The organism is Nonomuraea africana (assembly GCF_014873535.1).
Lineage (GTDB): Bacteria > Actinomycetota > Actinomycetes > Streptosporangiales > Streptosporangiaceae > Nonomuraea > Nonomuraea africana.
Map to the genome: position 1 here is coordinate 6,025,478 of NZ_JADBEF010000001.1, position 15,051 is coordinate 6,040,528.

Consider the following 15,051-nt stretch of genomic DNA (forward strand, 5'->3'; position numbering starts at 1 on the left):
GGTCGCGGGTCACTGCGAAGAGCGCCGGACAGACTCCCTCACCGCCCAGCGCACGGCGGAATCATGACATATGGGCAATTGCCGGGGTGGTGACTCGTGCGGTCTGGAAGCGCGGCGCGACCCAGAGCCCGCCCAGCGCCATGACCAGCGTGGCCGCGTAGACGGCCCAGTAGCCCGAGCCCGCCGCGACGAACAGCGCGCTGGTGACCGCGACCGAGACCACCGAGAAGACCGACTCACCCACCTGCAGGGCCGAGCTGTTCACGCCCTCCTCGCCGGGGCTCGACAGTTCGAGCGTCAGCACCGACAGGGTCGGGTAGACCAGCCCCATGCCGAAGCCCGTGACGATCCAGGCCGGGTAGGCGAGGGCGACGGGCACGCTCTCGAAGGTGACGGCGCCCATGAACAGGATGCCGAGGGCGATGGCCGCCGAGCCGCCGAACAGGTTCGTCCTCCTGCTGAACACCTCACGCCCCTGCAGCCAGGAGGCGAACGACCAGGTGAGCGCGCCTCCGGTGAGCGCGAATCCCGCCAGCAGCGGAGACAGGCCGCGCTGGTTGATCAGCATCAGCGGGATGATCACCTCGGCGGCGAAGAAGGCGCCGGTGGCCAGGCCGCGCAGGGCCACGACCGAGGGCAGGCCCCTGACGGCTCGCAGCGTGCCCGCCGGCAGCAGCTTCGGAAGGGCAACCAGCAACACGACGAGCCCCACGGCCAGCAGGAGGAGCCTGCCGTCGCTGCCGTACTGCATGAGGCCCGCGCCCACGGCCGTCAGCACCGCCCAGCCGACCTTCCTGGCCAGCCCCGGGGCGGGCTCGGCCTGCCCGCCGGTGATCGGCTGCCCCGCCAGGCCGCGCAGCAGGATCAGCCCGGCGAGCACGGTGAGCACCGGCACCGAGAGGAAGACCCAGCGCCAGCCCAGCGTGTCGACCACGAGGCCGACGATGGCCGGGCCCACCATCGACGGCACCACCCACGCGGTGGCGAACAAGGAGAAGATCTTCGGATGTGACTCATCGGGATAGACCCTGGCCACCACCACGTAGAGAGCCACGCTGACCAGCGCGCCGCCGAAGCCCTGGACAAGACGTCCGGCGATCAGCATCTCCATGGTGGAGGCCGCGCCGGCCAGCACCAGACCGAGGATGAACCCGGCCGTTCCCGTCCACAGCGGGGCGCTCGGCCCTCTCAGGTCGGCCCATCGGCCGCCCAGGACCGTGCCGACGACCGCGGCGGCCATCGCGCCGCTGAACGCCAGTCCGTAGAGGTGCAATCCGCCCAGCTCACGAGCCACGACCGGCATGGCGATGGCCACCGCGATGTACTCGAAGGCCACCAGCGACACGAGCGCCACCAGGCCCGCGGTCAAGGATTTGTGCGTCATGGGTGCGACGCTACGATGGCGCGCCGCGCAGCACATCGGGCCGAGGTCCTAGGCATCGGCCTAGGACCTCGGCGACGACTACTCCGAGACGCCGAGCCGCTCCAGGATCAGCTCGCGGGCCCGCGCGGCGTCGGCCTTGCCGCGGCTGGCCTTCATGACGCCGCCGACCAGCGCGCCCACCGCGGCGATCTTGCCGGAGCGCACCTTCTCCGCGGCGTCGGCGTTGCCGGCGAGCACCTGGTCGACGATGGTCACGAGCTCGCCCTCGCCGGCGATCCGCAGCCCCCTGGCCGCGACGACCTCGTCGGGACCGCCCTCGCCCGCCAGCACGCCGTCGAACGCCTCACGGGCCAGCTTGTCGTTGAGCGCGCCCGAGGCCACCAGCTCGGTCACCCTGGCGACCTGCGCGGGGGTGATCGGCAGGTCGGCGAGCGCCTTGCCCGACTCGTTGGCCCTGCGGGCCAGCTCGCCCATCCACCACTTGCGGGCGTCGGCGGCGGGCGCGCCCGCCGCGATCGTGGCCTCCACGATCTCGATGGCGTCGGCGTTGTGCATCGACTGCATGTCGTGGTCGCTCACGCCCCACTCGGCCTGCAGCCGCCTGCGCCGTACGGCCGGCAGCTCGGGCAGCTCGGCCTTGAGCTTGGCCACCCACGCGGGGTCGGGCGCGATCGGCACCAGGTCGGGCTCGGGGAAGTAGCGGTAGTCCTGCGCCTCCTCCTTGGACCGGCCCGGCGTGGTCACGCCGGTGTCCTCGTGGAAGTGGCGGGTCTCCTGGATGATCCGGCCGCCCTCGGCGAGGATCGCCGCCTGCCGCTGGATCTCCCCGCGAACCGACCGCTCGACGCTGCGCAGCGAGTTGACGTTCTTGGTCTCGGTGCGGGTGCCCCACTCGGAGGCGCCGCGCGGCATGAGCGAGACGTTGACGTCGCAGCGCATGGAGCCCTCCTCCATGCGCACGTCGGAGACGCCCAGCGAGCGCATGAGCTCACGCAGCTCGGTGGCGTAGGCGCGGGCGACCTCGGGGGCCAGCCCGTCGGTGCCGGGGATCGGCTTGGTGACGATCTCGACCAGCGGGATGCCCGCGCGGTTGTAGTCGACGATGGAGTAGTCGGCGCCCTGGATGCGGCCGGTCGCGCCACCCATGTGAGTGGACTTGCCGGTGTCCTCCTCGAGGTGCACACGCTCGATCTCGATGCGCACGGTCTTGCCGTCGACCTCGACGTCGAGGTAGCCGTCGGTGCAGAGCGGCTCGTCGTACTGCGAGATCTGGTAGTTCTTCGGCATGTCCGGATAGAAGTAGTTCTTCCGGGCGAAGCGGCACCACTCGGCGATCGAGCAGTTCAGCGCCAGGCCGATGCGGATCGTCGACTCGATCGCCATCTCGTTGGCCACCGGCAGCGAGCCGGGCAGCGCGAGACAGGTCGGGCAGACCTGGGTGTTGGGCGGCGCGCCGAAGGTGGTCGAGCAGCCGCAGAACATCTTCGAGTGGGTGCCCAGCTCGACGTGGGTCTCGAGGCCGAGGACCGGCTCGTACATCTCCAGGGCCTCGTGGAATGGCATGACGCTCACAGTCCGGGAGCCTCCTTCAGCAGCGGGCCGCCCCAGCGGCTCTCCAGTGCCTTCTCAACGGCCGCGCCGACCCGGTAGCAGCGGTCATCGCCGAGGACCGGGGCCATGATCTGCAGGCCGACCGGCAGGTTGTCCTCGTCGGCCAGGCCGCACGGCACGGAGATGGCCGCGTTGCCCGACAGGTTGGACGGGATCGTGCACAGGTCGGCGAGGTACATCGCGATCGGGTCGTCGGCGCGCTCGCCGATCGGGAACGCCGTGGTCGGCGTGGTCGGCGAGATCAGCACGTCGACCTGGTGGAAGGCGGCCTCGAAGTCGCGCGAGATGAGCGTGCGGACCTTCTGCGCCGAGCCGTAGTAGGCGTCGTAGTAGCCGCTCGACAGCGCGTAGGTGCCGAGCATGATGCGCCGCTTGACCTCGGGGCCGAAGCCCTGGGCCCTGGTCAGCGCCATGACCTCCTCGGCGCTCCTGGTGCCGTCGTCGCCGACGCGCAGGCCGTAGCGCATGGCGTCGAAGCGGGCCAGGTTGGAGGAGCACTCGGACGGCGCGATCAGGTAGTACGCGGGCAGCGCCGTGGTGAACGACGGGCAGGAGACCTCGACGACCTTCGCGCCCAGCGACTCGAGCAGCTCGACGGTGTCGTGGAAGCGGTTGAGCACGCCCTGCTGGTAGCCCTCGCCGGCGAACTCCTTGACCACGCCGATGCGCATCCCCGCGATGTCGGCGTTCTTCGCCGCCGCGACGACGTCGGGCACGGCCGCGTCGATGGAGGTGGAGTCCATCGGGTCGTGGCCGGAGAAGGCCGCGTGGAGCAGCGCCGCGTCCATGACGTTGCGGGCGAACGGGCCGGGCGTGTCGAGGGAGCTGGCGAAAGCGATCAGGCCGTAGCGGGAGGACCCGCCGTAGGTCGGCTTCATGCCCACGATGCCGGTGACGGCGGCGGGCTGCCTGATCGAGCCGCCGGTGTCGGTGCCGGTGGACAGCGGCGCCTGGTAGGCGGCGACCGCCGCGCTCGACCCGCCGGAGGAGCCGCCGGGAACCCTGGTGAGGTCCCAGGGGTTGTGCGTCGGGTGGTAGGCGGAGTTCTCGGTGGAGGAGCCCATCGCGAACTCGTCGAGGTTGGTCTTGCCGAGGATGACCAGCCCGGCCTGGCGCAGCCGCGCGGTGACGGTCGCGTCGTACGGCGGGTGCCACCCCTCGAGGATCTTCGAGGCCGCGGTGGTGGGCATGTCGCGCGTGGCGAAGATGTCCTTGTGCGCGATCGGCACGCCGGCCAGCGGACCGAGCTTCTCCCCCTTGTGGAGGCGCTCGTCGACGACGCGGGCCTGCTCCAGCGTGACCTCGCGGTCGACGTGGAGGAACGCGCGCACCTTGGGCTCGACCTGCTCGATGCGGTCGAGATGGGCCTCGGCGACCTCGGTGGCGCTGGCCTCGCCCGAGGCGATCAGCGCGCCCAGCTCCGCGGCGGTCTTGTGGATCAGACTCATGCTTCCTCCCCGAGGATGCGCGGAACCCGGAAGCGGTCGTCCTCGACGGCCGGAGCGCCCGAGAGCGCCAGCTCGGGCGTGAGGGACTGTCGCACCTCGTCGGCACGGAAGACATTGGTCAGCGGGAGCGCGTGCGACGAAGGCGGGACGTCCTCGGCGGCGACCTCTGCCACCTTCGCGACCGCGGCGATGATGTCATCGAGCTGGGTCGCGTAGTGGTCGAGTTCGTCGTCGGAGATCGCCAGCCGGGACAACCGGGCCAGGTGCGCGACCTCGTCGCGGGTTATGGCGGACATGAGTCGTTGAACCCGTTTCGTGGATGGAGTTTGGACAGTGTCATCCTAGGGCTCTTGACTGAGCGTGGCCGAACCATTAACACGCCTGTAGCGTGCGGCCGCTAGATCTCGACGTACTCGGCCTCCTGCACGCCGACGCGCTCCCTCAGCCATACGGTCGCGTCGGCGGGCGCCATCGGCCTGCCGAACAGCCAGCCCTGGGCCATGTCGCAGCCCATGTCCGTCAGCCTGAGCGCCACGTCCTCGGACTCGACCCCCTCGGCCACCGACCGCAGCCCCAGCGAGCGCACCAGGTCGACGATCGAGCGCACGATGCGCTCGTCGTCCTCCGACGACGACAGCCGCTGCACGAACGAGGCGTCGATCTTCACCTCCGAGGCGGCCAGCCGCTGCAGGCGGATGAAGGAGGAGTAGCCGGTGCCGAAGTCGTCGAGCGCGAGCGGCACGCCGAGCGCCGCCAGCGCCTTGATGGCCTCGTGGGTGTAGGCCTGGTCGCCCATCAGGATGCGCTCGGTGACCTCCAGCTGGATCGCCTCCGGCGGCAGCCTGAACCGCGAGAGGCAAGCCTCCAGCTGGTCGGGCAGCGCGGAGTCGAGCAGGTCGCGGGCGGAGATGTTGACCGAGATCTGCACCTGCAGGCCCGTGTGCCACCAGCGGGCCGCCTGCTCCATCACCGCGTCGATGACGTACTCGGTCAGCTGCCGCATCAGATACGACTGCTCGGCCAGCGGGATGAAGTCGTCGGGGGCGATCGTGCCGCGCACGGGGTGCCGCCAGCGCAGCAGCGCCTCCATGCCCCGCACCTCGCCGGTGGCGAGCTCGACCTTGGGCTGGTAGTGGAGCCGCAGCTCGCGGTTGTCGACGGCGCGGCGCAGGTCGCCGAGCAGGCCGAGGCGTTCGGGCGAGTTGCGGTCCTTGTCGGGCTGGTAGAGCTCGACGCCCGTGCGTCCCTCCTTGGCCAGGTACATCGCCACGTCCGCGCGCTGCAGCAGCAGCTCGAAGTCGGGGGCATGGTCGGGGAAGAGCGCGATGCCGACCGAGCCGTCCATGTCGAACGTCATGCCCTCGAGCCGTACGGGCTCGGTCAGCGCGGCTCTGAGCCGCGCGGCGACCTCCCTGGCGGCGTGGGAGTCCCTGATGGACGGCAGCAGCACCGCGAACTCGTCACCGCCCAGGCGCGCGACGACGTCGCCCGGCCGTACCGAGTGGGTCAGCCGGTGCGCCACCATCTGCAGCAGCCGGTCGCCGACCGGGTGCCCCATGGTGTCGTTGACCTCCTTGAACCTGTCGAGGTCGATGAGGAACAGCCCCACCCGCTCGTCGTGGCGCGCCTCGGCCAGCGCCTCCTCGGTGGAGACGATGAGCATCTTGCGGTTGGGCAGCCCGGTGAGCTCGTCGTGCATCGCCTGATGGTCGCGGCGCATGGAGAGCGTGGCGGTGAAGTAGACCGCGGCCAGCGGCGCCACGAACAGCGGCACCAGTCCCGGTGAGTCCTCCATGACCACGACGACCAGCGGGGCGAGGCCGAGCAGCGCCGTGTAGACCAGCGCCTGCGGGCCCACCGTCGACCGCAGCACCCTGCTCAGCGAGCGCCGCTCGTGCAGCGCCACGGCGCCGCAGACGAGCATCGCCCGCGCGGCGAAGTAGGCGAGCCCCGACAGCGCGACGGCCGCCAGGGTCGGCCCCGAGGGCACCCACGGCGACGACGGGCTCGGCACGATGCCGAACAGCCCGAGCACCACCGCTGCCGCGGTGAAGGCCAGTGTCGCCTGGGCGATGTTGAAGCTCACCCGGTGCCAGGCCTTGCGGGTGACGACGCCGTTGACCACGATGCCCACGACCTGCATGAGCACCGCCACGGCGAGCCCGTAGTGCAGGAGCACGGCGAAGGTGAACATGGTCGCCGGATAGGTGCCGCCCACCGCGGTGGCCGACGACACCATGACGGGACGCAGCTCGCCGAGCACGACCAGGACGGCCAGCACCCAGAAGAGCGGCGCCCTGGCCAGCTCCGCCAGCTCGAACACGTCGAGGCGCAGCTCGGCCACGATCAGCGCGGTGAAGCCGATCACGGAGACGCCTGCGAGGAAGGCCCACAACGGGGTGCCTACGCGTGGTCCCGTGTCGCGCGTGTCATTCGGGTCGGTCATTGGTAACAGAACCCCCATGAGGTCACTATGGGAGGGTACGACCTTCACCCCACTTCCCGAAACCACCCGCCTACGTTCCGTCACCCCACTTGCCCATATTTTTCGGCAAGAAGCGTCTTTTGTACGGTTTTGCGAAGGAGGCGAGCGTGCGGGGGCTGTCAGCCCAGGAGACGGACGAACTCCTCGAAGGAGATCCGGCCGTCTCCGTCGGCATCGGCGGCCTCCTCCAGCGATCCGAGCGCCTCGGCGGGCAGGTCGGGGAAGTGCCTGAGGAACTCCTCCTCGCTGATGAACCCGTCGCCGCTGGCGTCGATCGAGTCGAAGGCCTGACGGAGCTCCGCCAACCGCTCACCGCTGAGATCGGACATATGGCCACCTTTCTATAGGTAAGCCTATTCTTCCGGCTTTACGGCGACCTCCGCAGCGGCTTCGGGACCTTGGTCCAGCAGCACCCTGAACCCGGCCTCGTTGAGGATGGGCACGCCCAGGCTGACCGCCTTGTCGTACTTGGAGCCGGCGTTCTCGCCCACCACCACGAAGGCGGTCTTCTTCGAGACCGACCCGGCGACCTTGCCCCCGCGCGAGGTGATGGCCTCGGCGGCCGAGTCGCGGGTGAAGCCCTCCAGGGTGCCGGTGACCACGAAAGTGAGCCCCTCGAGGATCTGCGGGCCCTTCTCGGGGGCGGGCTCGTCCTCCATGCGGACGCCCGCCGCCTTCCAGCGCTCGACGATCTCACGGTGCCAGTCGACCTCGAACCACTCGCGGATGGTCGCGGCGACCCTCGGGCCGATGCCCTCGACCGCGGCCAGCTCCTCCTCGGAGGCGTTCATGACCGCGTCGATGGAGCGCAGCGCGCCCGCGAGCTCCTGGGCGGTGGGCGGCCCGACGTGGCGGATGGAGAGCGCGACCAGCACCCGCCAGAGCGGCACCTTCTTGGCCTCCTCCAGCTCGGCGAGGAGCTTCAGCGCGTTCTGGCTCGGCACGCCGCTGACGTTGGAGAAGAACGAGACCACCTTCGGCTCGCCGGTCTTCGGGTCGATCTTGGGCAGGCCGGTCTCCTGGTCGCGCACCACCGACCTGATCGGGATCAGCTGCTCGAGCGTGAGGTCGAACAGGTCGGCCTCGGTGCGCAGCACCGGCTCCTGCCCCTCGACCGGCTGGGTCAGCGCGGTGGCGGCGACGTAGCCGAGGCCCTCGATGTCGAGGGCGCGCCGCCCCGCCGCGAAGTAGAGCCGCTCACGGATCTGCGCGGGACACGAGCGGGCGTTGGGGCAGCGCAGGTCGGCGTCGCCCTCCTTCTCGTAGGCCAACTCGGTGCCGCACTCGGGGCAGTGGGTCGGCATGACGAACTCGCGCTCGGAGCCGTCGCGCAGCGCCGTCACGGGGGCGACGATCTCGGGGATGACGTCGCCCGCCTTGCGCAGGACGACGGTGTCGCCGATGAGCACGCCCTTCTTGACGACGATCGCCGCGTTGTGGAGCGTGGCCCGCTCGACCGTGGACCCCGCCACGAGCACGGGCTCCATCACCGCGTAGGGCGTGACCCTGCCGGTGCGGCCGACGCCCACCTCGATGTCGAGGAGCTTGGTGTTGACCTCCTCCGGCGGGTACTTGTAGGCGATCGCCCAGCGCGGCGCCCGCGAGGTGGAGCCGAGCTCGCGCTGGGTCCTGATCTTGTCGACCTTGACGACCACGCCGTCGATCTCGTAGGCGGGGTCGTGGCGGTGCGCCCGGTAGTGCTCGATGAAGTCGTTGATGCCGGTGAGGTCGGGCACCACCCGGTAGAGGTCGCTCACCGGCAGCCCGAACTCCCTCAGCCGGTCGTAGACCTGCGACTGGGTCTGCGGCTCGGCCGCGCCCTCCCAGACGCCGACTCCGTGGACCAGCATCCGCAGCGGCCGCTGCGCGGTGATGCGGGGGTCCTTCTGCCGCAGCGTGCCCGCCGCGGCGTTGCGCGGGTTGGCGAAGGGCGCCTTGCCCTGCGCGACCAGCTGCTCGTTGAGCTTGCCGAACTCCTCGACGGGGATGTAGACCTCGCCGCGCACCTCGACGAGCGAGGGCACGTCGTCGCCCTCGAGCCGGTGCGGGATGCCCTTGATCGTGCGGACGTTGGGCGTCACGTCGTCGCCGGTGCGCCCGTCGCCCCTGGTGGCGCCGCGGTCCAGCTTGCCGTCGCGGTAGACCAGCGCGATGGCGAGACCGTCGATCTTCAGTTCGCACAGGTAGGGCCCGGGGTCGCCCTCCGCCAGCCGCTCGGCCCTGGTCTGCCAGGCGGCGATGTCGGCGTCGTTGAAGGCGTTGTCGAGGCTTTCCATCTTCTGCAGGTGCTGGACCTTGGCGAAATCGCCCGCGGCCGGCGCGCCCACCTTCTGCGTCGGCGAGTCGGGCGTCTGCAGCGTGGGATGGGCTTGTTCGAGCTGGAGCAGCTCGTTGAACCACCCGTCGAACTGCGCGTCGCTCACCGTGGGCTGGTCGAGGACGTAGTAGCGCCAGCGCGCGTCCTCGACCAGCTCGCTCAGCTCGGCGTGCCGCTTCAGCGCGTCCACCGGCACGCCCTCGACCTCGGCGCTCATCAGGAATCTCCCTCCGTCAACCCTGGGAGAACGCTATCTCGCGACACCGACAGACCGGAGCCCGTAGGGGTGCTGTTCACCGCTCGCTCAGCGGGACCCAGGTCTCCGAGCACGGAGAAGCGGGCCTGGATCGCGACGAGACGCACAACTTCGCCCATGCCCGCGCGATGCCGTCTCTGGAGAAGGTGGGGAGATCGTCTGTCCTGTTGCCGCAGTTGCGGTTGGTGGCGGCCTCCCAGGTGGGCACCGTCCGCTTGGGCCCGCTCGTGCGTTGCAGACGCAGGATCACCCAGGTGCACTTGGGTCTGTTCTTGTCGGTGACCCGGGGAATGCGGACGGTCAGCTTGTGGCCGTTGTCGATCGAGGCGTAGATCGTGGCCCGGTTGCGGTCGGGGCCGGTGACGACTGTGGCCGAATCCGTGGCGGCGGGTAAGAGGGCGGTGGTGAGCAGGGCGGTGACGGCGATTCGCATGATCACGGTCTTCTCCTAACGACACGAACGCTGGTAGGCGAGCCCGTCGGTCAGTCGCATCCACTCCTTCTCGTCCAGCCCTCCATGGGCGATCTCGCATGCCTCGGCGACCGGATCGCGCAGCACCCCGGCCAACCGCGACAGATCCCACACCACGGCCCCCGTCAGGTGGCCGTTGGCGAACATGCGCGTTCCCTCCGCGCTGAGCGTCACCTCGTCGGCCGAGGGGAGCGTCGCGTACCGGCGCGCCTCCCCCTCCCCTGTCACGTGCCACAGGCTCACCGGGCCCCCGCCGGCCCCCGTGTACGCGACGGCCGACCCCAGCGCGAACCCGACCGAGGCCACCACCCTGAAGTCGTTGTCCAGGTCAGCCAGGCGAACGGGCCTGGCAGGGTCGCTGACGTCCCACAACCTGGCGAGCTTCTCGCTCCCGCCGACGAGCAGCCTGCGCCCGTCGGCGGACAGCGCGGCCGAGACGACCCCGTCGGGATCGGCGGGGAAGTCCGCCACGGGGCGCGCGGGGTCGGCCAGGCTCCACAGCCGGACCCTGCCCGACGCGTCGCCCGTCGCCGCGAGCCTGCCGTTCGCGCTGATGGCGACCGCGTCCACCGACCCGCGCGAGGGCGGCAGCCGTACCGGATCTCGGGAGGAGAGCGGCCACAGCGCCGCGGTTCCGTCGGCGGCGCCGACGAGCGCCCAGCCATCCGCCGACGCGACCGCGGTGATCCGGGAGCCGGACAGCCGCGAAGCCGCCGAGGCGTCCTGCGACGAGGAGCGCCACAGCGCGGCCGTGCCGTCCTCGCCGCCCGTGACGGCCACGCCGTCGCCGGCGGCGAGCGCGGAGACCCGGCCCGCGTCCTCGGCCAGGACCGCGCGCCGCCGCAGGTCGCCGCCCAGCTCCCAGAGGGTGAGCGCGTGCTCGGCCGTCACCGTGACCAGCCGCCTGCCGTCGCCGGCCAGCGCGCCCCGCCCGACCCCCTCCTGCGGCACCCTGGCCAGTACGGCGGGCGGCCCCAGCCTGGAGGTCTCCCACAGCACCGTCCGGCCGTCGCCGTCAGCGGTCACGAGGTCGCCGGTGACGGGGTCGAACGAGACGGACCGCAGCTCCGCCGCCCGGCCCCCTACCACGGCGCGCTGGACGGGAGCGCCCCGCGACACCTCCCACACGATCGCGCGCCCGTCGGCCCCGGCCGTCGCCAGCAGCCGCCCGTCGCCGCTGAAGGCCACCGCCGTGATCGCCGAGGCGTGGCCCGCGAGGTCGGCCAGCAGCCTGGGCCTGGACCCCTCGATGGTCCAGAGGTAGGCGCGCGACCTGTTCCCGCTGGTGGCGATCGTCCTGCCGTCGGGGCTGACCGCGAGCGCCCAGGTGACGTGCGCCTGCTCCCCCTCCACGGCCGGGGGCGTGGAGAAGCGCACGGCGGCCCCGCCGGACGGGCTCCACAGCGCGCAGTCGGTGAACCTGCCGCACGTGACCACCCGCCGCCCGTCCACCGTGAAGGCCACGGACCCGACGGGATCGTCCCGTCCCGCCTTCCTGACCGCCTCGGCCCGCTCGCCGCCCATGGGCCACACCAGCGCGGCCGCGTCGGCGCCGACCGCGAGCCGCCTGCCGTCGGGGCTGAAGTCCAGCGCGTGGATCCCGCCGCGGCCCGGTTCGATCGTGGCGATCCTGGCCCAGTCGGAGCTCCGCCAGACGATCACGCTGCCGTCCTCGCCGCCGGTGGCGAGGGCTTTGCCGTCCGGGGTGAACGCCGCGGCCCGCACGGCTCCCCCGTGGCCGTCGAGCACGGCGACCCGGGCGGGCGCGTGCCGGTCTTTGGTGTCCCATACCTCGGCCGCGCCGTCGAGGCCGACGGCGGCCACGAGCCTGCCGCGAGGGCTGTGGGCCAGGGCCAGCGCGGGTTCGCCCGGCCCCAGGGCGGCGGCGTAGAGGGAGCCCGCCAGCAGCCCGACCAGGGCGCCCCTGTGCCGTTCTCCCGGCTCGATGGCCAGGGCGGCCAGCGCCAGACGGAGGGCGTGCGCGGGGTCGGCCTGGCTCTGGGCGCCGGCCTGCTGCATGAGGGCGCGGGCCGTGGCGCTCCTGCGGGCCGCCTCGGCGCTGCCGTACAGGGTGAAGGCGACGCCGCTTGCGGCCACGGACAGGATCAGCAGCACGCCCAGCACGCCGGACAGCAGCACCCTGCGCCTGGCGCGGCGGCGCACCGCCCGTGCCTCCCCCTCCTCGTGGGCGACGGAGGCCGCGAGGAAGCGTCCGGCCGCCTCCGGCAGCCGCCTGCCGAGCGCCCACTCGCGCGCGAGCGACAGCCTGGAGCCGCGGTACAGCCCCTGCGTGTCGCCCTCCCACGCGGCGGCGGCCGCCATCAGGTGCTGCTCGACGAGCAGGCCGGCCCGGTCGGAGTCGAGCCAGCCGCGCAGCACGGGCCAGGCCGTCAGCAGCGCCTCGTGGGTGATCGCGACCGTGGGTCCCTCGATGGTGATCAGCCTGGCGGCGGCGAAGAGGTCGACCACCTCGCAGGCGGCCAGCGGGTCGGGGACCTCGGTGAGCAGCCGGTCCAGCTCCACCCGCCGCCTGGTGTCGTCGCTGCTCTCTCCCACGTGGACGAGCCGCCTGAAGACCGCCCTGGCCGCCGCGTGCGAGGGGAGCGCGGCCAGCACCTGGTCGGCGCTGGCGGCGAGCGCGCCGTGGATGCCGCCGGTGGCCTGATAGCCCGCGACGGTGAGCGTGCGACCACGCCGCTGCCGCCAGGTCACCAGCAGGGCGTGGGAGAGCAGGGGCAGCCGTCCCGGCTCGGTGCCCAGCTCGCGCAGCAGCAGCTCGACCAGGCCCGGTTCGACGGTGAGTCCGGCCGCGAGCGCGGGACGCTCGACGGCCGAGCGGAGCTCGGCCGGGCTCATCGAGCCGACCACGACGGGCCCGCGTTCGAGCCCCTCTCTCAGCTCCGGTACGGCGGCGCACCTGCCCAGGAAGTCGGCCCGCACGCCGATCACGACCTGCCCGGCGAAGGCCGGAAGGACACCTTCGGTGAACGCCTCCTCGAACTGGTCGATCACCAGCACGTCCACGTCCTGGAGGATCGGCTCCCCCGGCGTGACCACCGCGACCGAGGCCCCCGCCGCGCGCTGGCGCAGGGCGGGCACGAGCCCCGCGCGTAACAGCGAGGACTTCCCCGAGCCCGAGGCTCCGGTGACGATCAGCGGCGCCGGGTCGTCGAGCCGCCGCACCAGGGTCTCCACCAGGCGCTCCCTGCCGAAGAACAGCGCCGCGTCGGCGGTGCCGAACGCCTCGAGCCCCTTGTACGGCGGGCCGTCGAGGGCGAGCGCGGGGGCCGGCCGTACCTCGGCGCGGGCGGCGGAGGGGGTGCGGAGCAGCACCAGCTCGCCCACCCTGCCGGTCGTGCGGACGCGCGGCCGGGGAAAGCCGGCGGCCGGCAGCGTCCTGCTCAGGTGGCGGTGCACGTCGGACAGCGTCAGCTCGGGCGGCCCCTCGGTCAGCAGCCGCAGCAGCGCGCCGCTGAAGGCGGTGTGCGCCAAGCCGCCGGGCGCGAAGGACGGCTCGCTGCGCCCCGCGGAGGTCAGCACGTAGGCGCCGGAGATCTCCGTCACGTCCCACGGATCCGACATGCCCTCGATCGCCCTGCCGGAGAAGCAGCAGTCGAGGACGACGACGAGCGGCCCCTCCGCGTTGTCGAGCAGGTAGCGGCGCATCAGGTCGTACGGCAGCGCCGTGTGCTCCAGCCCCAGCGGCCCCGAGACCGTCCCCGCCGCCGCGAGATGGAGCGCTCCACGCCTGCTGACCAGCCCGTGCCCGACGTAGTAGACGATCAGCGGCCCCTCGGTGGACGCCGCGGCGGCGATCGCGTCACCCAGCTCGCGCGGCGAGGCGGGATCGAGGACGGTGCGCACCCACGCGAGCCCGCACCGGTCGAGCAGCACCGTCCGCAGGTCGTCGAGCGTGCGCGCGACGGACGGCAGGTCGGGCAGGTCGGAGCCGGGCGCGTGCGAGCCGGTGCCCAGCAGCAGCGCGCCGGCCCCCGCGAAGTCGCCCGCCGTCACGCGTCGAGTCCATCACTCCTGGTGCTGCCGTCAAGACCCACGCGCGCATTCAGTCTCCGCGCAGCGCTTTCGCCGTCTCCCTGAGCGTGCCGAGCGCCGCCTTGGCGTAGGCGGGAGAGGCGCCGGCCAGCCCGCACGCCGGCGTGAGGACCACCCGGTTCGGCAGGTCCTCCACGGCGAACCCGAGCCGCTGCCACAGCTCCGTCGCGGTCTTGGCGACCACCTTCACGTCGGGCAGCCTGGCGTCGAGGCCCGGCAGGACACCGAGGAAGAAGTCGACGCCGGCCTCGACCGCCTCGCCGATCGGCTCCTCGTCGCGCCTCGACAGCAGCGCGGCGTCGAGCGAGATGGCCCGCGCCCCGGCCCTGCGCAGCAGGGAGATCGGCACTCTGGGCGCGCAGCAGTGCACGACCGGGTCGGGGAAGCGCCTCAGCGCCTCCTCCACCCGCCACTCCTCCACGGCGGAGAGCCTGCCGAATCCCGAGGCCGTCGGGACGCTGCCCGCCAGCACCCCGGGCAACCCCGGCTCGTCGAGCTGCAGCACGATCTCGGTCACGCCGGGGACCCGCCTGCGCACCGACTCGACGTGGTCGGCGACCCCCTGCGCGAGCGAGGCGGTCAGATCGCGCACGGCGCCCTGGTCGGAGAGCATCTTGTCGCCGTGGCGCAGCTCGATCGCCCCCGCCAGCGTCCACGGCCCGCACACCTGCAGCTTCAGCGGCCCCTCGTAGCCGTCGGCGACCTCCTCGAGCCCGTCGAGGTCGCGGGCGAGGTGGTCGACGGCCCTGCGGTGGTCGCGCCCCGGGCGTGAGGCCAGCCGCCAGCCCGAAGGCTGCACCTCGACCGGCAGCTCGACCAGCAGCGCCGCCGTCCTGCCGACCAGGTCGGCCCCGACGCCTCTCGCGGGCAGCTCCGGCAGGTACGGCAGGCCGGGCAACTCCCCGAACACCACCCGAAGCGCCTCGAAGTGATCCTCACCTGGATGTGATCCGACACCGCTCGCGCCAAAGGACATGGGACCCAGCTTACTGATGAGAAACCTGCGCAAAGGATCGCATCCATAT

The 15,051-nt window shown here is 72.1% G+C and carries 10 protein-coding genes; all 10 read right to left on the reverse strand.

Annotated features, from left to right (window positions below):
• Nucleotides 1–61: 61 nt before the first annotated feature.
• The 10 genes from H4W81_RS28600 to H4W81_RS28645 all read right to left on the reverse strand — a co-directional run bounded on the left by H4W81_RS28600 (nucleotide 62) and on the right by H4W81_RS28645 (nucleotide 15,002).
• Entirely contained in the window at nucleotides 62–1,384 is a 1,323-nt protein-coding gene (locus tag H4W81_RS28600; protein WP_225958831.1) for an MFS transporter, read from the reverse strand.
• 78 nt (nucleotides 1,385–1,462) lie between these two features.
• Nucleotides 1,463–2,947 (reverse strand): Asp-tRNA(Asn)/Glu-tRNA(Gln) amidotransferase subunit GatB, encoded by a 1,485-nt coding sequence (gene gatB / locus H4W81_RS28605; RefSeq protein WP_192781094.1) that lies wholly within the window; start codon nucleotides 2,945–2,947, stop codon nucleotides 1,463–1,465.
• Nucleotides 2,948–2,952: 5 nt separating this feature from the next.
• Complete coding sequence (gene gatA, locus H4W81_RS28610; protein ID WP_192777656.1) at nucleotides 2,953–4,443, reverse strand: Asp-tRNA(Asn)/Glu-tRNA(Gln) amidotransferase subunit GatA; 1,491 nt, start codon at nucleotides 4,441–4,443, stop codon at nucleotides 2,953–2,955.
• Nucleotides 4,440–4,739: an Asp-tRNA(Asn)/Glu-tRNA(Gln) amidotransferase subunit GatC gene (gene gatC, locus H4W81_RS28615; RefSeq protein ID WP_183656201.1), complete on the reverse strand. Its 300-nt coding sequence runs from the start codon at nucleotides 4,737–4,739 to the stop codon at nucleotides 4,440–4,442. Before gatC ends, gatA begins: the two co-directional genes overlap by 4 nt.
• 101 nt (nucleotides 4,740–4,840) lie before the next feature.
• The gene (locus H4W81_RS28620) at nucleotides 4,841–6,889 is read right to left on the reverse strand and encodes a putative bifunctional diguanylate cyclase/phosphodiesterase (protein WP_192777657.1); all 2,049 of its coding nucleotides are present in this window, start codon (nucleotides 6,887–6,889) and stop codon (nucleotides 4,841–4,843) included.
• 158 nt (nucleotides 6,890–7,047) lie between these two features.
• Nucleotides 7,048–7,257 (reverse strand): EF-hand domain-containing protein, encoded by a 210-nt coding sequence (locus tag H4W81_RS28625; RefSeq protein WP_192777658.1) that lies wholly within the window; start codon nucleotides 7,255–7,257, stop codon nucleotides 7,048–7,050.
• A 24-nt stretch (nucleotides 7,258–7,281) separates the two neighbouring features.
• Complete coding sequence (gene ligA, locus H4W81_RS28630) at nucleotides 7,282–9,462, reverse strand: NAD-dependent DNA ligase LigA (protein ID WP_192777659.1); 2,181 nt, start codon at nucleotides 9,460–9,462, stop codon at nucleotides 7,282–7,284.
• A 76-nt stretch (nucleotides 9,463–9,538) separates the two neighbouring features.
• Complete coding sequence (locus H4W81_RS28635; RefSeq protein ID WP_192777660.1) at nucleotides 9,539–9,940, reverse strand: hypothetical protein; 402 nt, start codon at nucleotides 9,938–9,940, stop codon at nucleotides 9,539–9,541.
• Nucleotides 9,941–9,949: 9 nt separating this feature from the next.
• Nucleotides 9,950–13,987 carry a caspase, EACC1-associated type gene (locus H4W81_RS49505; RefSeq protein WP_192777661.1) on the reverse strand — a complete coding sequence of 1,346 codons (4,038 nt, stop codon included), beginning with the start codon at nucleotides 13,985–13,987 and terminating at the stop codon, nucleotides 9,950–9,952.
• Between the two features lie 49 nt (nucleotides 13,988–14,036).
• Nucleotides 14,037–15,002 (reverse strand): methionine synthase, encoded by a 966-nt coding sequence (locus H4W81_RS28645; RefSeq protein ID WP_192777662.1) that lies wholly within the window; start codon nucleotides 15,000–15,002, stop codon nucleotides 14,037–14,039.
• Between the last annotated feature and the right edge of the window lie 49 nt (nucleotides 15,003–15,051).

Coding starts and splice junctions, on each gene's coding strand:
- H4W81_RS28600 (WP_225958831.1), bottom strand. CDS start 1,384: ATGACGCACAAATCCTTGACCGCGGGCCTGGTGGCGCTCGTGTCGCTG.
- gatA (WP_192777656.1), bottom strand. CDS start 4,443: ATGAGTCTGATCCACAAGACCGCCGCGGAGCTGGGCGCGCTGATCGCC.
- ligA (WP_192777659.1), bottom strand. CDS start 9,462: ATGAGCGCCGAGGTCGAGGGCGTGCCGGTGGACGCGCTGAAGCGGCAC.
- H4W81_RS28645 (WP_192777662.1), bottom strand. CDS start 15,002: ATGTCCTTTGGCGCGAGCGGTGTCGGATCACATCCAGGTGAGGATCAC.
- gatC (WP_183656201.1), bottom strand. CDS start 4,739: ATGTCCGCCATAACCCGCGACGAGGTCGCGCACCTGGCCCGGTTGTCC.
- H4W81_RS28620 (WP_192777657.1), bottom strand. CDS start 6,889: ATGACCGACCCGAATGACACGCGCGACACGGGACCACGCGTAGGCACC.
- gatB (WP_192781094.1), bottom strand. CDS start 2,947: ATGCCATTCCACGAGGCCCTGGAGATGTACGAGCCGGTCCTCGGCCTC.
- H4W81_RS28625 (WP_192777658.1), bottom strand. CDS start 7,257: ATGTCCGATCTCAGCGGTGAGCGGTTGGCGGAGCTCCGTCAGGCCTTC.